A 21,927-nucleotide genomic window follows, 5' to 3' on the forward strand; every position below is an offset into this window, starting at 1 on the left:
GATTGAACAACAAGATTAAGACTGCTTTTAAGAGATCGTACGGGTTGAAGACAGAAATGTATAGGGATACAATGATATTCTTGATGGCAGGTAAACTGAGTTTACCCACTCGATGTTAAAGAGAACCTAATATATAAAGATAATATGATATTGCCATACGTAAGGATGCCATCAATATGAAATCCAACTTAGAGAACATTGGACTGAAATGGATCCACAAAAATAGCCGTATATTTGCAATTTTATGGAAACCTGTAGGCAATTGGGCAGTGGAATTCGTTTCAGAGAATATCGATCAATATGGATATTCACAAGAAGATTTCTCATCTGGAAAAATGATGTATGGTGACATAATATATCCTGAAGACACTGATAAGATCAACTCTGCGTTATTAGAATGTGGGGAAAATAAAGATGAGCAGTTCCTTGATCTGGAATACAGAATAATAAGCAAGTCTGGTAAATTGCACTGGGTTGCAGAAAGATCACTTCTGATACGTGATAATAAAGGCAACATAATTAACATTCGGGGTCTTGTCCTTGACATTACTGAACATAAGAATGCCGAACTGGAACTTAGGATATCAGAGGAGAAATATGTCACACTTGTAGAAAAGGGAAATGATGGAATAATAATTGTACAGGATGATACTCTAAAATTTGTAAATTCTAAAATATGTGAACTTATGGGATATGAAAGAGAAGAGTTACTGGGTGGACAGGTTTTGGATCATGTGCTTGTCGATTATAAGCGCATGATCTCAAAAAGGTACAACAAGACCTTAAATGACAAAATGAATGTCCGCCGTAATAGTGAAGCAGAGTTTTTAACAAAACAGGGAAACAGATTTCCTGCAGAGATCAGTTTTTCATATATTCACCATGAATTTAAGCCTGCAGTCGTCATGACCATTAGAGATATTTCCGAGAGAAAGCGTGCTGAAATAGAACTTAAGGACTCCGAAAAAAAATATTCCACACTTGTGGAAAAAGGAGATGACATGATCGTAATCGTTCAAAACGACAGTCTCGCTTTTTCAAATCCAAAATTTAGGTCTGTAACAGGCTATCAAAAAGATGAGGCAATTGGTAAGCATTTCTCGGAATTCTTTTCAAAAGGATATCGCAAGATGATAGGCGAACGTTTCAGGGGTGACATGGCTAAGAACTGGACTTCACCTCGTAAGTACGAAGTAGAACTAATTTCTAAGGACAACGAGAAGATAGCTGCTGAACTTAATTCATCCATCATCGAACACGAGGGTAAACCGGCATATATGGCAATAATAAGGGATATCCGGGAACAAAAGGAAAGGGAAAGGGAGCTTCTTGAATTACTGGAAATGCAGAAACTTTTGGTAAATGTAATTAACAATAGCCCTACAGTCATATTTATATGGCGACCTGAAAATGACTGGCCGGTGGAATTCGTTTCAGAGAATATATCCCAATTTGGCTATTCCGTAGAAGATTTTATTTCCGGGAATATATTGTATGGGGATCTAATACACCCTTCAGACATTGAAAATGTAAAAGCGGAAGTATTGCGATGCAATCTGGCGGGAATAGATTTCTCATACGAATACAGGATATTTACAAAATCAGGGGAAATTAGATGGGTCGATGAAAGATCGATCTACAAACGCGATGAAAGGGGAGATGTGGAATACATACAGGGTATTATTGTCGATATTACCGATCGCAAGAATGTAAATGATTTCATTCGCATTGAAGCCGAGGTCGGAGATTTCTTCAGCCCCGCAGGGGATATGAAAAGCGTATTTGAACAAATGCTTGAGTTCACATTGCAGATTGATAAGATCGATTGTGGGGCATTGTATCTTATGGACGATCTGACTGGGGAACTAAGCATGGTGGCACACAGCGGTTTGTCCGCCAATTTTGTAAAAAGCACACGGTATTACGATCCTAAATCAATTAATGGCAAATTGTTCACAACAGAATATCCAATATATAAGCTATACTCTGAGATAAATGCATTAAATAAAGATGAAGATCTAAGTTACGAAGATCTGAAAGCTATGGCAATAGTCCCGATCAAACATAACAAGAAGATCGTTGCTGTGTTGTTTCTGGCATCCCATAGTGAATCTGAGATCCCGTCAGATATTCGCAGTTCCATCGAAACTGTTTCTATGCAGGCAGGGTCAATTATTGGTAATATCAGGGATAAGCCACAAGTGCAAAAAAGCACCGATATTTCCCAATATCTGATCGATTCTTTGGAAGATCTTTTTTTTGTTATTGGTATGGATGGGTGTATACTCTACACTAATCAGTATTTCGACGATGTCATGGGCTATGTGAAAGATGAATTGACTGGTATGAGCCTTCTTAAGCTCTATCCACAAAATAAGGCACTTGAAGCAGCTTCAGTGCTTGCAGATATTATGGCTGGAAAAAAAGCTATCTCTAATATACCCATGGAATCATATGACGGAAACACTGTCCTGGCAGAAACCAAATTTACAAGGGCAAAATTAAATGGAAAAAGTGTATTGGTTGGACTTGGTCGTGAGCTTATCAATAGATGAAATTTAAGTACTTGTTAGAAAAAGACCATTCATCTCCTTGTCCTTTTTGTTGCAAACCTATACATGGGAATTACTATTAGATTTATAGAAGATTTGTTGAACTTAGTGTGTGGGATCTCTACGAGCAAGATCACATAATTTTCTAAAAAGTTCATATTGAACTCAATTTCAATCTTAAAAATAAGCCCGGAGCAGCTTAATACTAAAGAGCTGGACCTTTCACTTCGGCAATGTCACATGAACTGTTGTACCTTTGTCTTCCTCACTCTCGATCCATATCTTTCCTTTATGCCCTTCAACAATATTTTTGCAGATATACAGCCCCAATCCGATTCCCCCGTACTTGCGCCTGATTGAAGCATCAGCCTGATAAAACCTCTGGAACAGGTCTGGTATCAGATTCTTTTTAATACCGATTCCAGTATCATTTACCATAATATGTATACTTTTATCTTCTTCAATTGCGGATAATGTTATCAAGCCCCCCTGGGGTGTAAATTTTATCGCATTGTCTAAAAGACTGGTTAAGATGCTGGTCAATTTGCTTTTATCACCATTTATAAGAGGTAAATCACCGGGAACATTTCTTTCAAGCAATAAATGCTCCTTCTTAATTTCCAAAAGCATATCATGGATCACGTCATCAATAATTTCTTCGATCTGAACTTTCTCAAATGCATATTCAATAGCTCCGGCTTGCACTTTATTTATGAATAATAGGGAGTCCACCAAATGCCTGAGCCGTTCAGAATTACGTAAAACTGTATCCATAGCTTTTTTTTGCTCATCATTGATCTCACCTAACGATCTATCATCCACAAGTTCACTGTAGCCGATTATAGAAACAAGGGGGGTTTTTAGTTCATGACTTACGTTTGATATAAACTCGTCCTTCATTTTGTCAAGAGATTTTAGTTCCTCATTTGCTTTTTGCAGCATCTCTTCTGCCCGTTTGCGTTCGATGATATCTGCCATTAGCTCTTCATTTTTATCAGACAGTTCAGCTGTTTTTCTCTTGACCTGAGTATTCAGGACAGCACTTGCAGCTATGAAAAACAATAATAGACCTCCTCCAAACCCAACTGCCAGCTTAATCCATCCCGGGATCTCAAATTCAGCCACACTTCCAAACCATTTATTTTGCGATTGATAGTAGATCGATTCCCTATTGCCTTTCAGTGAAATCATGTGCTTATCTATGGCTTCGAGAATTTCCTTGTTTTTTCCCTTTGGTACTGCAAACCGCATTTCAATTGGAGAAAATATTATGGGAGTTTCATAAACGTCATAGTCTTTTTTCTGCAGGGGGTTGTATAACTTGGGTATAATACCAGCATCTGCTGATCTATTTTCAAGATATTCGAACACTGTTAGATAATCATCAGCTTCGATAAAGTTGCAACTAACTCCAAATTGTTCAGAATATGGCTGAAAACTCAGATAGTATATGTCCTCTCTAAGACCAATAACGGTTTTCTGATCAAGATCAAGGATAGATTGGATCTCAAGATCGGATCGTGTGTAGATCTGGCCCCAGTCTAAAACCACAGCCTCATTTGTAAAATCGAATATTTCCCCTCTTTCTTCAGAGTATGCTATGGCTACCATAAGATCGATTTCGCCGTTCTCAAGTCCTTCAAGGCATTCTGCCCAGGGGCACGGAACATATTCGAGATTCCATCCTTCTTTTGAGGCGATGTGTTCAAGGATCTCAATATAGAAGCCCCCGGTAATTCCGTCATCATTTGTAAATACCACCGGCTCATATTGATATACTCCAACCTTTATTGTTTCTCCTTTGGCATCAACCGGATAGCTTGATGCAGATAATATGCAGATTACAAGGATGGCCAAAATTACAAGTTTATTTGGTCCAATAAGATAACTCGAAAATTTATCACGCTCGATCATTTCCCCCACAATTTAAGATCAACATTTATGGAATAATATACTGAAGTGTCGTTATCTATATTATGGAAAGATAGAACATATATTTATTGGATTGTAGAATCGATCAATAGGAAATCCATATGACCGATCTATTAGGGAATTGTACATTTGCCACAAATGCAGCTTGAATATATTGGAACTATGCAAACCTATATGTGATGTCGGTATATGTCATATTAACTATATGGAGATTTTCTGACCTTTCCCTGACAAGGGATCTTGTCAAGGTATATATCTCCACAGCCCCGGTGATTTGATGATAACTGGAAAAAAGATATCGCCTGAGGAGATGGCAGCAGAGCTTTACCCATCTGACGCAACCGAGCGCAAAATCGCAGAAGCGGTTTTTAATGGGGATGAAGATGAAGTGATCAATTGCCTCAAAGAAGCTATTGATTCCGGAAGCGATCCATTTTCCTTAATTGATAAAGGCCTTCTAGCTGGAATGGGTATTGTTTCGTCACTCTATGAAAGGGATTTGCTTTACCTGCCGGATATTATTATGGCTTCAAATGCAATGAAAGATGGAATTGAATATTGTAAAGAAAGGTCCGGAAAAACACCTGAGCTTAAAGGAAAAGTTGTATCTTATGTGGTGGAAGGGGACATTCATGACATTGGCAAGAAAATTCTGGCTGCACTTCTCGTAGCAAAAGGATTTGAGGTAATTGACCTTGGGAGCGATGTTCCCGTAAATGAGGTGATCGATTCTGTAAAAAGGGAACATCCGATCATGTTGACAGGTACGGCGCTCATAACTATGGCGAGGTACTCTTTCAAGGAAGTTAACGATAAGCTTCTTGAAGAAGGTATAAGAATCCCATTCTTGTGCGGCGGAGGAGGAGTTAACAGGGATTTTGTATCCAGCCTTGAGTTAGGTGTGTATTGTGAGGATGGGGCAGATGTGCCAGAAATAGCAGAAGATATCCTAAGTGGTGCAACCATAAAAGAGTTAAGAAGTAAATATGTGTTATTTAACATATAATAATTGTGTTTCCAATACGATTTACAATTTCCTTTGCATACTCAGATATGCATATCATACAGTAGGTATCTTTTCAAGAAGTTATGCATATACTGACTGAAATAGTTCCGGCTGAATATTTGTTCTGGAACAAATACAACTTCAGTAGCCGTGAAAAAAGATCAATTATTTAATTAGTAACAATCTCTATTCTCTTTCAATTTTTAAAAAAAATATGTACTTATATATAAAGTATATGCTTGAATGACATTTTGTTTTTTTTATAGTAGTCATAAAATCATCAATAAACGCAACTTAGCACTTCTGTATAAAATAATTTTGCAAAAAGGCTTACACTCTATAATCGATTTGTTATTATATAATGTGCATAAAGGGCCTGATATTCTATTATATAAACATTTCCATTTATATCAACTGAATTTTTAGCGCCAGTGGACTTTCTAAATAATAAAAACGTATTCAATAGCTACAATTATTTATATAACTCAAATTAAAATAAAAACCATCCTAACAAATATGTTTATATATAGGAATATGTGAAAAAATGAGTTTATATAGTGTGGCGATAAACGTAGTATTAGGTTCTGATGAACCATGAAATTGGCTTAAATACAAAATATGATCCACTAATCTAAAATTGTGTGTGAAGTGGTTGGAATATTCCAGGGAACTCTCAGTACGATGTCAAGTCCTCATGGAATAGGTAACGATGTCTGAAAGGACGAATGCGAAACTTTATTAAAAAAAGTGAATTGATAAACAAATAATATTTGAGGTGAGAACTGATGGATGAAAATGATTCGTCGAATGAAGCAGGATTGGTTTGTGATCCACATAAAGAAACATGCAGGATCAATCCAGTTGTGTTCTATATGTCCTTGGCAATAGCAGGTGCATTCGTATTATGGGGTGCAATTAACCCTGAATCACTTAATGTTGTTTTCAACGCTATATTAGGTTTTACGATTGATACTTTTGGTTGGTTATACTTGGTTGCAGTTTTGTTCTTCCTAGTGTTCGCAATAGGAATTGCCATGAGTAAATACGGCAATATCAAATTAGGTAAAGACGATGATGAACCTGAGTACAGCGATTTTGCATGGCTGGCTATGCTCTTTACATCAGGAATGGGAATCGGTCTTATGTTCTGGAGTATTGCCGAACCCATGTATCATTATTTAGCTCCTCCAGTTGGGCAGGGCAGCACCCCCGAAGCTGCTGAATTGGCAATGCGTTATGTTTTCTTCCACTGGGGTCTGCATGCATGGGGTATTTTCACACTTGTAGGGCTTGCACTGGCTTACTTCCAATACCGCAGAGGAATGCCCGGACTTATTAGTTCAGTTTTCTATCCGATCCTTGGAGACCGCATACATGGTCCTATTGGAAATGCTATTGATATTCTTGCAGTATTTGCAACGGTTTTCGGACTGGGCACATCCCTTGGACTGGGAGCTTTGCAGATCAACACCGGTCTGAACTTCATGTTCAACGTCCCCATCGGCGGCACTATACAGGTTATAATTATTGCATTGGTCGCAATCCTCTTTACTGGCGCAGCAGTTGCCGGTATTGAAAAAGGAATTGAGTTCATTGCTAAATGGACAGTTTATTTCGCACTTGGACTAATGGCATTCCTATTCATATTCGGTCCAACTACATTCATCCTCGATCTGCTGACAAGTACCACTGGAGCATACTTCAACGAATTCTTTACGATGAGCTTGTGGACAGATGCAATCGAACAGAAAGGTTGGGGCGGTAGCTGGACCATATTCTACTGGGCATGGTGGATCGCATGGGGACCATTCGTTGGTCAGTTCATTGCAAGGATCTCAAAGGGAAGAACCATCCGACAATTTGTTGCAGGAGCACTTATTGCACCAACAGTATTCAGCTTTGTCTGGCTTGCAGTATTTGGTGGTAACGCACTCGGACTTGAGATCTTCAGTGGAGCCGGAATCGCCGATGCGGTTAATACAAATCTTGCATCAGCAGTGTTTGTCACTCTATCCAACTACCCAATACCAATGATAACATCGATCGTTGCAATCATCCTGGTCATTGGATTCTTTGTAACATCAGCAGATGCAGGAACTTTCGTTCTAGGTATGCTTACTTCTAATGGTAGTATGGAGCCTTCAGGCAAGGTGAAGGGTGTATGGGGAGTTACGATCGCCAGCGTAGCAGCAATCCTGCTTATCACAGGAGGACTAACGGCTTTGCAGACAGCATCGATCGCAGCAGCATTCCCATTCATGTTCATAATACTGGCAATGTGCTATTCTTTGCTGAAAGCTCTGAAAGAGGACCATTCTTAAAAGATATATTAAATGACAAGAGGTGTTTAAATGTTGCCAAAATTAGATGTACTTAGCTCTGAACAGGTAGAAGCTATTCATGAACATAGTATGAAGATACTGGAGGAAGTCGGGCTCGATTTCCTCTACGAGCCTGCACTTGAGGTCTTTAAGGCAAATGGGCAGAGAGTTGAAGGAGATCGAGTTTATTTTGACAGAGAGTTCATAGAGGAGCAAATAAAGAAAGCTCCATCTCAATTTACTTTGCATGCTCGAAATCCCGAAAACGATCTTGTTTGTGGTGGAGATAACATAATCTTCATGCCTGGATATGGTGTTTCATTTATTTACGAAGCTGATGGAACCCGTCGTGAGTCAGTCATGGAAGATTATGATAACTTTGTAAAACTTGCAGGTGTCAGTGGAAATCTTCACATGACCGGAGGCAATATCGCGGATCCAAGTGATGTACCTGATGAAATTCGCCATTTGAAGATGCTGTACAGCTCGATCAAAAATTCGGATAAGTGCTTCATGGGCAGTGCTTCAAACAGAGAAAGGGCTGAAGATGTTATTGAGATGGCCTCGATCCTTTTTGGTGGAAGGGAAGCCATTAAGGAAAAGCCGGCTCTCATCTGTTTGATCAATTCGATCACTCCGCTTAAATTTGATGATTATATGGCGGGTTCGTTGATGGCTTACGCCGAAGCCGGTCAGCCTGTTGTCATTGCAGCTTTAGTAATGGCGGGTTCGACAGGTCCTGCCTCCATAGCAGGATCTCTTTCCCTGCAAAATGCTGAAGTTCTGGCAGGCATTGCTCTGGCACAGTGCGTAAATCCTGGAACCCCGGTAGTTTATGCATCATCATCAGCGATCACAGATATGAAAACAGGTGCATTATCCATAGGTAATCCGGAATGTGCGCTATTCACAGCGTCCTGTGCACAGATGGGAAGGCACTATGGAATACCTACCCGTAGTGGCGGTGGCCTGACAGATTCTAAGGTCGTGGATGCACAGGCAGGCTATGAATCAATGATGACGCTCCTGAATGCAGGTGTTACCGGTATCAACTATGTGCTTCACACAGCCGGTATACTTGAGGGATACATGGCAATGTCATATGAGAAATTCGTAGTCGATGATGAAATTGCAGGCATGGTACTTCGCTACCTCAAAGGTATCGACTTTTCGGAAGATGCATTTGCTTTTGATGTGATCAAGAAAGTTGGACCCGGGGAACATTTCCTTGCACAGAAACACACCAGGAAATATTATCCTCTTGAACTTCGCGATGCTGAGCTAAGTGACAGGCTTCCATATAATAACTGGGCAAAGGAAGGTCTGGATACTCTTCAGCGTGCAAATAAACAGTGGCAGGACGTGCTGGCTACTTATGAAGCACCAGAACTTGATCCAGCTGTTGATGAAGCCCTCCAAAAGTTTATGGAGAAACGCATTGCTGAATTAACAAAATAAAGTCGGTTTATTCCAAGAAGCTGATATACTGACTGAAAAGCAATCAAATCGTTGATGCCAATTCATTGGTATCAACTTCCTTTCATTAATTCTGGGAAAGCCAAGGTTCCAAAAAGGTTGTGCATCTTGCACATGAAAAGGTGGAATGGCTATTGTAAGATCATGACACTTGTGGTTTTGATAATGATATTGTGAAATAGATGAATAGTTTTGTTGCAGGAAAAACAAGGAGTTACTGCGGCAAAATGGCAAATAAATTGAAAAAAGGAGATTATAGTATGGTTACACAGGATGAAATTAACGCGAGAGCAAAAGCTGCAGTCATGGATTTCGATGACGAGCTGGTTGAAGAGATTTGTGAAGAAGCACTCGAAGCAAAGATCGATATCGTTTCCCTTATTCAGGACGGTCTTACTGCAGGTATGAACGAAGTAGGCGACCAGTTCGAACAGGGTACCCTTTTCCTTCCTCACGTCATTGCAGCATCCGAAGCAATGAGCGCTGGTGTTGCAGTACTCACCCCTGCTCTTGAAGCAGAGGGCGGATCTGTAAAATCAAAGGGTACAATCGTCATCGGTACCATCGAGGGTGACATCCACTCCATCGGTAAGGACATTGTCTTAACAATGCTCAAGATCGCTGGATTCAAGGTAGTTGACCTCGGCAGGGACGTTGCAATCGCAACATACGTAGATGCAGTCAAGGAACACAAGCCACTTATCGTTGGTTCTTCCGCACTCATGACCACAACAATGGTCCTTCAGATGCAGATCGAAGAACAGCTTAAGGAAGCTGGAATCCGTGACACTGTCCTGACCATGGTCGGTGGCGCACCTGTCACACAGGACTGGGCAGACAAGATCGGCTCAGACATCTATGCTGAGAACGCAACTGACGCAGTCGTCAAATGTAACGCAGCAGCTGAGTGATTGATAGTCACAAATGAAAGATAGGTCCGATCGTACCTGTCCATTATTTTCTGACAGCTCCTCCCCAACTTGATCCTCCTCATATCTTGCGTATTACAACTTCCCATTTCATCACTGCAATAAATATATGAGGGGGATAGCTTTTAAGCGATTTTTAAAACTTCAAAGTTAAAAATAGATGGCCTTCATGACAAATAGCTTTAGAAATGCTGTCGAGCGAACTTATGCATATGTAGTTTTGTTGACTGATATTGCAATTCTACAAATTCAAATTCCATCAGCAGTCTGGTGAATTGTGCAATAAGATCAGCAAAATAACAACATAAACACGATTTGCATTCAGATCCTCTACGATTCCAACTCATTTGCTATTTTCCCTTTGTGCAAGAAGTACTGCAAATAAGATCAGCAAGATGCCTGTAAACTGCCATCTGGATAGTATTTCACTAAAAACAGATACCCCGATAGTTGTTGCAACAACCGGTTCAACTGCTGCTATTATGGATGCTTTGCTGGCCTCAACGTAGTGAAGCCCTTTTGTATAAAAGATATATCCCAGCACTGTCGGAACTAAACCAAGGCCAAATATGTAACCCCATGAGTCGATGTTATGGGAGGCAGTAATGATCGCCTCCATTCCACTAATGGGAAAAAGGCCAATGGTTGCGACAACAAAAGTATAGGTTATAACGGTCATAGGGTCATATTTGTCAAGGGCGGCTTTTCCTAATATGGTGTAAAGGGCATAACCAAAACCAGAACCCAGACCTATTAGAAGCATACTGGTCGATAGTAACCCCCCGCCCGATGGGAGATAACCAGATATGAGGATGCATCCAACAATAGCTACCATCAATGCAAGGATCTTGATCGAAGATAGTCTTTCTTTAAAGAATAGGCGTGACATGAGCAATACAAAGATCGGAGCAGTGTAGAGAAGGATCGCTGCTATTGCAACAGAAGCTTCTCGGATGGTTATAAAATAACACCAGTTAAAGAAAACAAGGCTGAAAATCCCGGTCCCGATAAAATAATAGGCATCAGAAAAACGGATCTTTAAAAGTTCCCTGTCTGTTAAACCTATATAGATGAACATTATCAAAGCTGCGCTTAGAACCCTGAGAAAAACAATTTCCAGAGCTGAAAACCCCACCTCATAAAGGGTATTGACAAAAATAGAGACCGTAGCCCAAAAGGCTGCGCCTGTTCCAATTAAAGCATATGAACGTTTTTTCATGTGTTATTCTCGTGTTCATTGACTTACCAAACATAGAAATATGTTTCTCTTTGAGAAGACTGTATTTGAATTATAGATTTGTTGGATAGTAGACTTAAAAATCGACTTCGTAAAAAATTAGTGCCCAAAAAATCCGATTTTTAAATCTCCTATATATACCAGTATCCAATGTTAACTGGAGATTTTAATATTAAGTAGGAAAAAAATAGAAGTACGAAACCTAACTAAAATTGTTGGGAAAAAAAGCCTAAGGAAGCACTTTCTCTCATCGAAACCGGATTCTCAAAAAGCGAAATTTTTGAAAGGACGGGACAGAACGTTGGACTTTACAACGTCAACTTTGATATATATGAAGGCGAAATTTTTGTGATAATGGGCCTTTCTGGCTCAGGAAAATCCACTCCTTTGCGATGCATAAACCGCCTTATAGAACCAACTGATGGACACATCATTCTCGACAAGTGGAGATAGTTCAGTTGCACTTATTATTGCAATATAGTCCAATCCTTTCTGGATAGTCTTTGAATATTTCATTTCATCCCTTTATCCATTTACCATATAGGACGGAGTGAATCTCGGTTTATTATCATTAATTGCAGATAATGACCACGTGTCTTCGTCCATCAAGTTGTGTATCTGGTACAAACATATACAAGGAACTTTTCGTTATTAAATATTTACATAATTATTGAATTGTTGCATCTGTAGACGGTGAACAGATAATGAGATTCACAATGTTCTGATACAGTTCTGGTTCGATCAAGTCATTGTGGTCAAGGAATCGTATGCTACACTGTATTGCAATGGAATTTCAGAGAGAATCATTAGGCCTCTATTAAGCCACAAATATTATAACACATGGTTTCACTGAATAGAGCTACTCTAATTTAAACCTAAAATCTGTTTTACCCAGCGTTGGGCTAGTATCCAATGTTAACTGGAGATTTTAATATTAAGCAGGAAAAAAAAATTGAAGTACGAAACCTAACTAAAATTTTTGGGAAAAAGCCCAAGAAAGCACTTTCTCTCATTGAATCCGGATCCTCCAAAAGTGAAATTTTTGAAAAGACCGGACAGAACGTTGGACTTTACAACGTCAATTTTGATATATATGAAGGCGAAATTTTTGTGATAATGGGGCTTTCTGGCTCCGGAAAATCCACTCTTTTGCGATGCATAAACCGCCTTATAGAACCAACTGCCGGACACATAATTCTCGATGGGGAGGATGTGGCCACAGCAAATTCTGAGGAACTGCGAGAGATACGCAGGAAAAAAATGGGCATGGTGTTTCAGAATTTTGCACTCATTCCTCACAGAACTGTCCTTGATAACGTTGCATATGGTCTTGAGATACAGGGCATATCAAAAGAAGAGAGGGATGTTAAGGCAAAGGAAGCTATCGAAACCGTTGGCCTTAAAGGCTATGAAGATAGCAAAACATCCCAGCTCAGTGGAGGGATGCAGCAGAGGGTCGGACTTGCAAGGGCTCTTGCAACTGATCCAGACGTCCTGCTGATGGATGAAGCCTTCAGTGCTCTTGATCCCCTTATACGAAGCGAGATGCAGGACGAATTACTTGCACTCGAAGATAAGATGCAAAAAACGATCGTTTTCGTATCCCATGATCTTGATGAGGCCTTAAAACTGGGTGATAGGATCATGATCATGCATGATGGACAGATAGCCCAGATCGGCACTGCGGAAAATATCCTCACAGAACCTGCAGATGATTATGTGTCGAAGTTCGTGGCAGGTGTGGACAGGACAAAGATACTCACTGCAGAAACGGTCATGAAACGTGCCGATCCCGTAGTATCAATGAACTCCAGTCCAAAAGTAGCCCTGCAGTTAATGAGAGAACATGGCATATCATCCATATTTGTCGTGAACAGAGAGAAGCATCTGAAAGGTATCATTTCAGTTGATGATGCAGTAAGCGGTTCAAAGGCTGGGAAGACCATAAAAGACGTCATGACAAGCGATGTCACAGTCACCTACCCAGATACACCTTTGAACGAACTTATCCCAATAATAGAAAACAGTTCACCAATTGCAGTTACAAAGGATGATAGAAAACTCCTTGGAGTAATTGTAAGGGGAAGTGTACTTGGTGCACTTGCGATCGAGGAGGCGTGATCAATGGCTATACCAAAAATACCGATAGGAGATGGTGTGGAATATGTGGTCAATTGGATCGAAGATGATTTTGGAATATTGCTGGATATATTTAGCGATGTAACGGATTACATAATATCAGGCCTTAATGATACCCTGCTCTTGTTCCCTCCCATTGTATTTGCATTGATAATTGGTATAGCTGCATATTTCATCGGCAAGAAGGACCTAAAACTTGCGATAGGAAGTACAGTTGGCCTGCTCCTGATAGAGAACATGGGACTATGGGTACTATCCATGGAGACTATTTCCCTTGTCATCACATCGGCATTCCTTGCATTAATTATCGCAATACCATTGGGAATAGTTTCAGCAAAGAATGAATTTGCATACCACGTTATCAAGCCTCTACTTGACCTGATGCAGACAATGCCATCGTTCGTTTATCTTATCCCAGCAGTCATATTCTTCGGGCTTGGAAATGTTCCGGGACTTGTTGCAACGATCGTTTTTGCAATGCCTCCTGCCATCAGGCTTACCACCCTGGGAATCCAGCAGGTACCAAAGGAACTTACCGAGGTCGCAGATGCATTTGGATCAACACCATGGCAGAAACTGACCAAGGTGGAACTGCCAACTGCTCTGCCAAGTATAATGGCTGGCGTAAACCAGTGCATCATGCTTTCCCTTTCAATGGTAGTAATAGCTGCCATGATCGGTGCAAGAGGTCTGGGATATCAGGTACTTATCGGAATTCAGAGGGTAGATATAGGACAAGGATTTGAAGCAGGACTTGGAATTGTGATCATAGCGATCATACTTGACAGGTTCACACAGCATCTCACACCAAAGTGAGATACTGTCTTTTTATTTTTATTGCGGAACTTCCGCATATTACCCCATAAATAAAAAAAGGAAAAAAGTTTGTGATATATTGAATGGAAAAATAAAAACGTTATTAATGGTATTGCTAGTTGCAATAAGCCTTGTTGGTGCAGGATGTGTCCAGCAGGAAGACGGAACTGACACAGAATTAAAGGAAGTAACTGTAGGATATGTTCTATGGGACGGCGAAATCGCAAGTACGAATGTGATAGAACAGGTTCTTGAGAAAAAGGGCTATGATGTTGAGATCATTGCAGTAGATGCTGGTGCTCTTTATCTGGGAGTTGCACAGGGAGATTTCGATTTTACAACATCTGCATGGTTACCTATAACACAGGAGAATTACTGGAACAAGTATGGAGACCAGTTGGTCAGTGTCAGAAACAACCTTGAGAACTGTCCTTCGGGACTTGTTGTACCAGCATATGTGGAGATAGACTCCATCGCAGAACTCAACGAAAACAAGGAGATGTTTGATGGAGATATCATCGGTATAGACCCTGGAGCAGGTGTCATGCAGAACACCGAAAATGTGATCGAGGTCTATGGTCTGGATTACAAACTGGTATCAAGCAGTAGCGCAGGCATGACCGCACAGCTTCGCAAAGCTATCGATGATGAAGAACCCATCGTTGTTACACTCTGGTCTCCACATTGGGTATTTGGTCGCTGGGATTTGAAGTACCTTGATGATCCACAGGGAGTCTTTGGTCAGGCAGATAATGTAGAGACCCTTGCACGCACAGGCCTTGAAGCAGATATGCCAGAGGTCTATGATGTACTTACAAGATTCCACTGGACCCATGAAGACATACAGTCAGTGATGCATGATATGGAAAGTGGAATGGCTCCTGAGGATGCAGCAGCAAAGTGGATAGAGAACAATCCTGAAAAGGTAAACGAATGGCTGGGAGAAGAATAAATACACCTTCTCCATCATTTTTTTTATTAATCTTGTATCTGGCATAAAGGATTAGAAATTATCATTTTCTACGAACAGTTTGTATTTTTTTATTGTATAGGATCTCTACAGAACTCTTTCTAATGAAAAATGCAAAGTTTGAGTGAAAAAATACTGGAATTGACTAAAAGAAATTAAATTCAAGTTATTAGTGCATAACCTTGACAGATATAGCAAAGTTATTTTTATTATTCAAATGAGTATTTCTACATATCCACAAAATAATTTGGATATTCCACCGTAAAATCAGATATTTATAATTCTACGATGGAAGATTGAAATATTGTTACAATGCTACTTCACTTTTCAGTAGCTTTTGCACGCTCTGCTTGTGTCATATTGGCAAGACGCTCAACTTCCTTTACATCCAGACCCAACCCTTCAGCCACACGCCCTCCATAATCGTGATCGGCTTTGAAGAATAGGGCGGTCTGTCTGAGTTGAATGCGTTTTTGTGCGCCTGAGAGATGGGACACAATATTGCCCACAAGATTCTCACGAGCCTGATTATCCATTACGTCACGATACAGGTTGCCTGCCTGTACAAAATCATCGTTGGGATGACCATAAGGCGTGCGGTCTGCTTTACCGGACACTTCGAATGCTGGCTTCAGAGCATCAGGGTCTGGGGCAGGACCTCCAAAGCTATTGGGCCAGTAATTGGGTCCGCCACCTCCATTGGCATCAATTCGCATGAATCCATCACGCTGATAGCTGACTTCTGGTGCGTTCTTAGGAGCATTCACAGGGATCTGATGGTAGTTGGGACCCAGACGGTGAACATGGGAGTCATGATAAGAGAAAACCCTGGCCTGTAACATCTTATCTGGAGAAATATCAATACCTGGTACCAAATTACCGGGACTGAATGCAGATTGCTCCACTTCGGCAAAGTAATTGGCAGGATTCCTGTTAAGTACCATTTTACCGATCTTGATGGTCGGGAAATCACCATGTGGCCAGACCTTGGTTATATCAAGGATATCAAAACGAGATTCTTCGGCCTGCTCCGGGGTCATGATCTGCATCTCAAGGGTCCAGGAAGGATATTCCCCCCTCTCAATGGCATCATAGAGATCTCTGGTGGCATGGTCAGGGTCCGTTCCACTTAATTTCTCTGCTTCCTCACGGGTAAGGGTCTTTGTACCCTGGTCAGTCTTGAAATGATACTGCACCCAGAAGTAGTCCCCATCATCATTGTACCACTTGTAAGTGTGACTTGAGTATCCGTTCATATTGCGGAAGGTTGCAGGTGTACCCCTGTCTGAAAAGAGGATCGTGACCTGATGAATTGATTCCGGAGTGAGAGACAGAAAGTCCCAGAACATGTTTGGATCTTTGCAGTTTGTGGCAGGATTTCGCTTCTGTGTATGAATGAAATCAGGGAACTTTAAAGGGTCCCGAATGAAGAACACCGGTGTGTTGTTACCGGTAAGGTCATGGTTTCCATCTTCAGTGTAGAACTTTATGGCAAAACCACGTGGGTCCCTTGCTGCATCTGCAGAACCTTTTTCTCCACCTACAGTAGAAAAGCGGGCAAAGACCTCAGTACGCTTACCTATCTCAGAAAGGAACTTGGCTTTTGTGTACTTGGTCACATCGGCAGTCACTTCAAAATAGCCGCCAGCACCTGCACCTTTGGCATGCACAACACGCTCAGGTATGCGTTCACGGTTAAAATGACCAAGTTTCTCCAACAGATGGACGTCCTGTATGAGAACTGGTCCACGTTCTCCGCCCGTGAGGCTGTTCTGATCATCACCCACCGGAATTCCAAAAGCAGTAGTTAAATTGGAAATTTTCTCATCACTCATAAAAATCCACTCCTCATTTTATAGATAGGGTATATTGAAGAAACTGATCAAGTAATAACTAAGCTAAATTCTTGATCATACCCACCAAAACCCAAGAATAAATTTGTTCTTTGCCTATAAATAGATTCACATCTTTTTAGAGATGTGCGTGTTGAGGAATATAATCAGGTATTCAGTCTTTTACAAAATGTAAATGCTGTCTACTAAAGACAGTCAAATTCGGGCTAAAATCAATTAAAAGGATGTGTTGTCAGAATCAATTGGAATTGTAAATGTGAACTTACTTCCGTTTCCAACTTCACTTTCAACCCAGATCTCGCCACCATGCATTTCAACGAATTTCTTGACAATTGCAAGGCCAAGACCAGTTCCCCCATAGCTTCTGGCAATTGAAGAATCCACCTGTTTGAAGGTATCAAATATTTCATCGTGTTTATATTTGAAAATGATCTTACGCTCGGTTATTACAATGAGCTAAAGAATAACCTTAATTCCGACGAAGTAAAAATCCTGTTGCCAAAGTTCACGTTTGAGGCAAAGGCTAAATTAAATGAACCATTGCAGAACATGGGAATTGTTGATGCCTTTGATTCTGGCATGGCTGATTTTTCAGGCATCAGTGCCAGTGGTGGTCTATTCATATCTGAAGTAGTTCATCAAGCATATATCGGTGTAAATGAAAAAGGAACTGAAGCTGCAACAGAAATCGTAATGGAAGAAGAACTACCTTACTACAAGTATGAGTTTACAGCAGACCATCCTTTCATGTTCTTCATCGAAGATAAGAGAGCAGGTTCCATACTTTTCATGGGAAAAGTTGAGAATCCTGAATATGGGGAAATGTCATAACGACATTTTCTCCAATATCTTTTTCACTTCCTCCGTATTCAGTTCAAAATCTCATTCTTTCATTCGTTGACCAATTATTCATATCGTTGACCGAAAATTGCATTTTTGACCGATAAATACTCTATTTTTCGGTCAAAGCGAATAATGGCTCTGTAGAAATCCTCAAATAAACTCAGTAGTTCGCTAACTGGCTTGAGTTTATTGTGCAGCTTCACTTCCTCTACAATTCGATAATGGTTGCTTGTTGTGATAGCTCGCCTACCCCCTTAGTAAATTTCTGCTCCGATATGCTTGTATAGCAAATAATATCTGGTTCTACATTAAATGCGAGTGGGAGAGATCTATCTGGGTTTCGTATGCAACATAGAAAGAGTGAATCTAGAGGCATATGTGCGGATCGAATCCCTGATAGGTTAACATTGAGCACATTCTGAGCAGAAACTGGTTTTAATTAAGCACCTGTTGATATACCTCTCCAGTCTTCTTTGCTATATCTTGCCAGTCAAAGAGTGATATTACCCTCTCACGCCCTCTTTTCCCCATCATGCACCTTTTTTCCGGATCATTGTACAATCTATCGATCGCTTCTGCGATACTTGCACTGCTCTCCGACTCCACCAGAAGCCCGGTCCTGTTGTTGTCAATTATATCTGGTATCCCCCCGACACGTGACCCAATGCATGCGGTCTCACATGCCATGGCTTCCATGAGCACGATACCGAAAGGCTCATAGATGCTTGGCAACACGAACACGTCGGAGAGAGAATATAATTTAATGAGTTCATGTTTCCCCACATGTGGAAGGCAGAGGATATGCTTGTCATGATATACATCCGGCTGGCCGACCATGACCAACATTATCTCTGGAATGTGTCTCTGAAGTCTTCGAACGGCATCAACCAGATACCTCACACCCTTTTGTGGATCATTCCTTCCAACAAACAACACAACGAATCGGTCATCAAGTTTGTATTTTCTTTTGAGGTCGTCCGCATTCTGGAGTTTGAATATTTCAGTATCCACACCGTTTGGAATTATCGTGATCATATCAGTTTCGATCTCAAATGTTTGCTCCAGTTCTTCTTGTATGGACTTTGATACTGCAATGAACCTGTCCACCATGCCCACCACATTTTTCTCCATCATGACGCTCAGCCCATCTGGCCTCGTTCTATTGACATCTATGCTGTGAGCTGTCATCACCAATGGCAACTGTGTACTCTGCTTTGATAAGGTAGCAGCTAACTGGATCAAACCCCCATGCGAGTGTAACAGATCCAGACTGTCATTTAAAAACTGTTTCTTCACCATCGCAGCCACATTGATGTTGGTCAGTATCTTTTTATATACCGCACTAAAATCGTTCGATGCCTGATAATGAAGTTCTGCTGATCCATGTACCCATACATTTCGGACCAACTGTTCGTTCGATTCCTGTACATTCGGTGTAAACACATGTACCCGATCATTTCCGATTGCAAGACTTCTGGTTAACTCACCTACATGGATACCCACTCCCCCAAAAAAATTTGGCGGATACTCATAAGAAAGGATACCTATGTTCGCACCAGAGTCGGTCTTTTTTAGACTGAAAACCGTACCCATACCCCCACATTTCATTCCATTATAATGTCACAACTACTTGAATATCTTTTCCATTTAAATTAGAACCCCAATAATTTAATGGCGATATTTTTCATTTCCAATCAAGCAGGAAACTACTTTAGTTCATGATACATATTTTTACGTAAGAATCTATATTAAAGGTGACGCTCAAATGCCTAAACCACTCGTTGTTGGAAACGGATCACTGCTAGTGAATCTTGATATGAATGCAAGCATCCGGGACATGTACTTCCCCCATATAGGAAATGAGAACCATGTGAATGGTCGACATTGTAGGATAGGGGTGAAAGTGGATGGGAAAAATCTTGGTCTGGTCTCTCTGATCGGGGATGATTGGAACCACAAACTTGGTTACCAAAATGATAGGTTGGTAACTGATACCTACTATCGCAATGATCGTCTTGAAGTTGAGTTGAGGCTCAATGAATGTGTACACCCTCATGAGAATGTATTCATTCGAAAGATAGCAATAACCAATACCGACACCATAGATGTGGACATGAAGCTACTTTTCAGCCATGATATTGCCCTTTACGAGAACCCGAATGGTGATACGGCTATCTATGACCCTGCATTGCGATCCATAATACATTACAAGGGCTCACGCTACTTCCTTATCAGTGGCTCACCATACTTTGACCAGTATGAAGTAGGTCCAAAAGGGACGGATGAATCTGGTGTTATTAAGTCTGGAGAGCTTAACATGAACTCCATACAGGTTGGGGCAGTGAACAGTTCAATACGTTTCTCCCAGCATCTGGCAGCGGGAGAAACAAAAATAATACATTACTGGATTGCAACAGGGAAAACTTTCTTTGAGGTCAAGCGGCTCAACGAGCTTGTCCTTAATACAACACCTGAAAGGATCATGAGTGAAGCAGGGCAGCACTCTTATTCATGGGTGAACAAGGAAAAGTACGATTTTTTTGATCTTCCGCTAAAAGTGGGAGACTTATTCAAGCACAGTCTGCTTATTATAAGATCGCAGATCGATAACGATGGCGCGATCATAGCTGCCAATGACAGTGATATTCTTGAAAGGTTTAACATGGATTCATACAGTTATATGTGGCCACGAGACAGTGCATTTATCGCCATGGCACTGGACATAACACGTTACTCTGGGACTGTGCAAAAATTCTTTGAATATTGCAGAGGGCTTCTCCATGAACAAGGATATTTCCTGCAAAAATACAATCCTACAGGCACCCTTGCAAGTGGTTGGATGCCTTGGGTAACACCTGATGGACATATCCAACTTCCGATACAGGAAGATAGCACAGCACTTATTATCGTGGCTTTGTGGAATCACTATAAAATTACAAGATCTATCGAGAACATCGATCCGGCCTATCACTCATTGATCATACCGGCCGCCGAGTTCATGATCAAGTACAGGGATCCTTCTACCGGACTCCCAAAACCCAGTTATAATCTGTGGGAGGAGAAAAGAGCGGTTCACAGCTATACATGTTCGACAGTGTATGCGGGGCTTAAATGTGCTGCCAAGTTTGCAACAATGTATGGAGACAATGACCTCGCAGAAAGCTACAACAAGGCTGCCATGGAAATAAAAGGGGGGATTGAGGATCACCTGTATGATAAGGAACTGGGGAGGTTCCTGCGAAGCATCAACCCGAGGGATGAGACCGTAGATGCCAGCCTCTACGCCGTATCTCAGTTCAGAGTGCTCCCCCCCGATGATGCCAGGGTGGTTAGCACTATGAAAAGTATAGAAAGCATGCTGTCAGTGAAGACTGAGGTAGGCGGCATCGCTCGCTTCTATAAGGATAAATATCAAGAAGTTGCGCAATACGATCCGGAGATAATTCCAGGTAATCCTTGGTTCATATGTACCTTATGGCTAGCACAATGGTATATACAGATGGCAAAGAGCATCGACGACCTGCAAAAAGCAAGGGAGATAATACTGTGGGTCACAGATAGAGCCACAGAGACCGGTATGCTGGCAGAGCAGCTGAATCCTTTTGATGGGAGTCCTTTAAGTGTGAGTCCTCTCACCTGGGCACATGCCACTTTTGTACTAACTGTCATGGCCTTTGTCGAGAAAGCAAGATCACTGGAGTAAATACAGTTGATTATCGATATCCGAGTGCGACAAGAAGTTAAAACATGAACTGCGGCAACGCTATCCCTTCCATTTGGGATAATCCTACTATGACATGCGAAACTGGTAACGGTTTGGTGTGAAGCTCATAGGACAATGTGGAGAAATTCA

General features: G+C 41.0%; 16 protein-coding genes and 1 pseudogene. 12 read left to right on the top strand and 5 right to left on the bottom strand.

What is annotated here, in order from left to right; translation table 11 throughout:
• Both KDK67_RS10235 and KDK67_RS10240 read left to right on the top strand, forming a co-directional pair.
• Positions 1 to 119 (top strand): annotated as a pseudogene (locus tag KDK67_RS10235) (site-specific integrase); the annotation flags it as partial.
• 57 nt (positions 120 to 176) lie between these two features.
• Positions 177 to 2,555, top strand: a complete 2,379-nt coding sequence (locus tag KDK67_RS10240) for a PAS domain S-box protein (RefSeq protein ID WP_250868689.1) — start codon at positions 177 to 179, stop codon at positions 2,553 to 2,555.
• A gap of 219 nt (positions 2,556 to 2,774) precedes the next feature.
• Here the strand turns inward: KDK67_RS10240 and KDK67_RS10245 are convergent, their stop codons facing one another.
• Positions 2,775 to 4,466, bottom strand: coding sequence for an ATP-binding protein (locus tag KDK67_RS10245; protein WP_250868690.1), 1,692 nt, complete (start codon positions 4,464 to 4,466; stop codon positions 2,775 to 2,777).
• A 295-nt stretch (positions 4,467 to 4,761) separates the two neighbouring features.
• On the opposite strand from KDK67_RS10245, the gene KDK67_RS10250 reads away from it, so the two are divergent.
• The 4 genes from KDK67_RS10250 (at position 4,762) to KDK67_RS10265 (ending at position 10,198) form a co-directional block, all read left to right on the top strand.
• Complete coding sequence (locus tag KDK67_RS10250; RefSeq protein ID WP_250868691.1) at positions 4,762 to 5,490, top strand: methyltransferase cognate corrinoid protein; 729 nt, start codon at positions 4,762 to 4,764, stop codon at positions 5,488 to 5,490.
• A gap of 785 nt (positions 5,491 to 6,275) precedes the next feature.
• The gene (locus KDK67_RS10255; RefSeq protein ID WP_250868692.1) at positions 6,276 to 7,811 is read left to right on the top strand and encodes a glycine betaine uptake BCCT transporter; all 1,536 of its coding nucleotides are present in this window, start codon (positions 6,276 to 6,278) and stop codon (positions 7,809 to 7,811) included.
• 30 nt (positions 7,812 to 7,841) lie between these two features.
• A complete protein-coding gene (gene mtgB, locus KDK67_RS10260) occupies positions 7,842 to 9,269 on the top strand; it encodes a glycine betaine--corrinoid protein methyltransferase (RefSeq protein ID WP_250868693.1) in 1,428 nt (475 codons plus the stop codon).
• A gap of 278 nt (positions 9,270 to 9,547) precedes the next feature.
• The gene (locus KDK67_RS10265; RefSeq protein WP_250868694.1) at positions 9,548 to 10,198 is read left to right on the top strand and encodes a corrinoid protein; all 651 of its coding nucleotides are present in this window, start codon (positions 9,548 to 9,550) and stop codon (positions 10,196 to 10,198) included.
• 361 nt (positions 10,199 to 10,559) lie between these two features.
• Here KDK67_RS10265 and KDK67_RS10270 read toward each other — a convergent pair whose 3' ends face one another.
• Complete coding sequence (locus tag KDK67_RS10270) at positions 10,560 to 11,435, bottom strand: DMT family transporter (RefSeq protein WP_250868695.1); 876 nt, start codon at positions 11,433 to 11,435, stop codon at positions 10,560 to 10,562.
• A gap of 372 nt (positions 11,436 to 11,807) precedes the next feature.
• On the opposite strand from KDK67_RS10270, the gene KDK67_RS10275 reads away from it, so the two are divergent.
• From KDK67_RS10275 to KDK67_RS10290, 4 genes are all read left to right on the top strand, one after another.
• On the top strand, positions 11,808 to 11,906 hold the full coding sequence (locus KDK67_RS10275) for an ATP-binding cassette domain-containing protein (protein ID WP_250868696.1): 99 nt from the start codon (positions 11,808 to 11,810) through the stop codon (positions 11,904 to 11,906).
• Positions 11,907 to 12,365: 459 nt separating this feature from the next.
• Positions 12,366 to 13,574 carry a quaternary amine ABC transporter ATP-binding protein gene (locus tag KDK67_RS10280; RefSeq protein WP_250868697.1) on the top strand — a complete coding sequence of 403 codons (1,209 nt, stop codon included), beginning with the start codon at positions 12,366 to 12,368 and terminating at the stop codon, positions 13,572 to 13,574.
• A gap of 3 nt (positions 13,575 to 13,577) precedes the next feature.
• Complete coding sequence (locus KDK67_RS10285) at positions 13,578 to 14,408, top strand: ABC transporter permease (RefSeq protein WP_250868698.1); 831 nt, start codon at positions 13,578 to 13,580, stop codon at positions 14,406 to 14,408.
• Between the two features lie 106 nt (positions 14,409 to 14,514).
• Positions 14,515 to 15,360 carry a glycine betaine ABC transporter substrate-binding protein gene (locus KDK67_RS10290; RefSeq protein ID WP_250868699.1) on the top strand — a complete coding sequence of 282 codons (846 nt, stop codon included), beginning with the start codon at positions 14,515 to 14,517 and terminating at the stop codon, positions 15,358 to 15,360.
• Between the two features lie 338 nt (positions 15,361 to 15,698).
• On the opposite strand, the gene KDK67_RS10295 is transcribed toward KDK67_RS10290, so the two are convergent.
• Both KDK67_RS10295 and KDK67_RS10300 read right to left on the bottom strand, forming a co-directional pair.
• Positions 15,699 to 17,213, bottom strand: a complete 1,515-nt coding sequence (locus tag KDK67_RS10295) for a catalase (RefSeq protein WP_250868700.1) — start codon at positions 17,211 to 17,213, stop codon at positions 15,699 to 15,701.
• Between the two features lie 234 nt (positions 17,214 to 17,447).
• Entirely contained in the window at positions 17,448 to 17,615 is a 168-nt protein-coding gene (locus tag KDK67_RS10300; protein ID WP_338101256.1) for an ATP-binding protein, read from the bottom strand.
• 27 nt (positions 17,616 to 17,642) lie between these two features.
• Here KDK67_RS10300 and KDK67_RS10305 point away from each other — a divergent pair, with 27 nt between their 5' ends.
• The gene (locus KDK67_RS10305) at positions 17,643 to 18,062 is read left to right on the top strand and encodes a serpin family protein (RefSeq protein WP_250868701.1); all 420 of its coding nucleotides are present in this window, start codon (positions 17,643 to 17,645) and stop codon (positions 18,060 to 18,062) included.
• Between the two features lie 447 nt (positions 18,063 to 18,509).
• Here the strand turns inward: KDK67_RS10305 and KDK67_RS10310 are convergent, their stop codons facing one another.
• Complete coding sequence (locus KDK67_RS10310) at positions 18,510 to 19,667, bottom strand: glycosyltransferase family 4 protein (protein WP_250868702.1); 1,158 nt, start codon at positions 19,665 to 19,667, stop codon at positions 18,510 to 18,512.
• Positions 19,668 to 19,839: 172 nt separating this feature from the next.
• On the opposite strand from KDK67_RS10310, the gene KDK67_RS10315 reads away from it, so the two are divergent.
• Positions 19,840 to 21,777, top strand: coding sequence for a glycoside hydrolase family 15 protein (locus KDK67_RS10315; protein WP_250868703.1), 1,938 nt, complete (start codon positions 19,840 to 19,842; stop codon positions 21,775 to 21,777).
• Positions 21,778 to 21,927: the final 150 nt, after the last annotated feature.

It is taken from the genome of Methanococcoides seepicolus, from assembly GCF_023684405.1.
GTDB classification, from domain to species: domain Archaea; phylum Halobacteriota; class Methanosarcinia; order Methanosarcinales; family Methanosarcinaceae; genus Methanococcoides; species Methanococcoides seepicolus.

Coding starts and splice junctions, on each gene's coding strand:
- KDK67_RS10240 (WP_250868689.1), top strand. CDS start 177: ATGAAATCCAACTTAGAGAACATTGGACTGAAATGGATCCACAAAAAT.
- KDK67_RS10245 (WP_250868690.1), bottom strand. CDS start 4,466: ATGATCGAGCGTGATAAATTTTCGAGTTATCTTATTGGACCAAATAAA.
- KDK67_RS10250 (WP_250868691.1), top strand. CDS start 4,762: ATGATAACTGGAAAAAAGATATCGCCTGAGGAGATGGCAGCAGAGCTT.
- KDK67_RS10255 (WP_250868692.1), top strand. CDS start 6,276: ATGGATGAAAATGATTCGTCGAATGAAGCAGGATTGGTTTGTGATCCA.
- mtgB (WP_250868693.1), top strand. CDS start 7,842: ATGTTGCCAAAATTAGATGTACTTAGCTCTGAACAGGTAGAAGCTATT.
- KDK67_RS10265 (WP_250868694.1), top strand. CDS start 9,548: ATGGTTACACAGGATGAAATTAACGCGAGAGCAAAAGCTGCAGTCATG.
- KDK67_RS10270 (WP_250868695.1), bottom strand. CDS start 11,435: ATGAAAAAACGTTCATATGCTTTAATTGGAACAGGCGCAGCCTTTTGG.
- KDK67_RS10275 (WP_250868696.1), top strand. CDS start 11,808: ATGGGCCTTTCTGGCTCAGGAAAATCCACTCCTTTGCGATGCATAAAC.
- KDK67_RS10280 (WP_250868697.1), top strand. CDS start 12,366: ATGTTAACTGGAGATTTTAATATTAAGCAGGAAAAAAAAATTGAAGTA.
- KDK67_RS10285 (WP_250868698.1), top strand. CDS start 13,578: ATGGCTATACCAAAAATACCGATAGGAGATGGTGTGGAATATGTGGTC.
- KDK67_RS10290 (WP_250868699.1), top strand. CDS start 14,515: ATGGTATTGCTAGTTGCAATAAGCCTTGTTGGTGCAGGATGTGTCCAG.
- KDK67_RS10295 (WP_250868700.1), bottom strand. CDS start 17,213: ATGAGTGATGAGAAAATTTCCAATTTAACTACTGCTTTTGGAATTCCG.
- KDK67_RS10310 (WP_250868702.1), bottom strand. CDS start 19,667: ATGGGTACGGTTTTCAGTCTAAAAAAGACCGACTCTGGTGCGAACATA.
- KDK67_RS10315 (WP_250868703.1), top strand. CDS start 19,840: ATGCCTAAACCACTCGTTGTTGGAAACGGATCACTGCTAGTGAATCTT.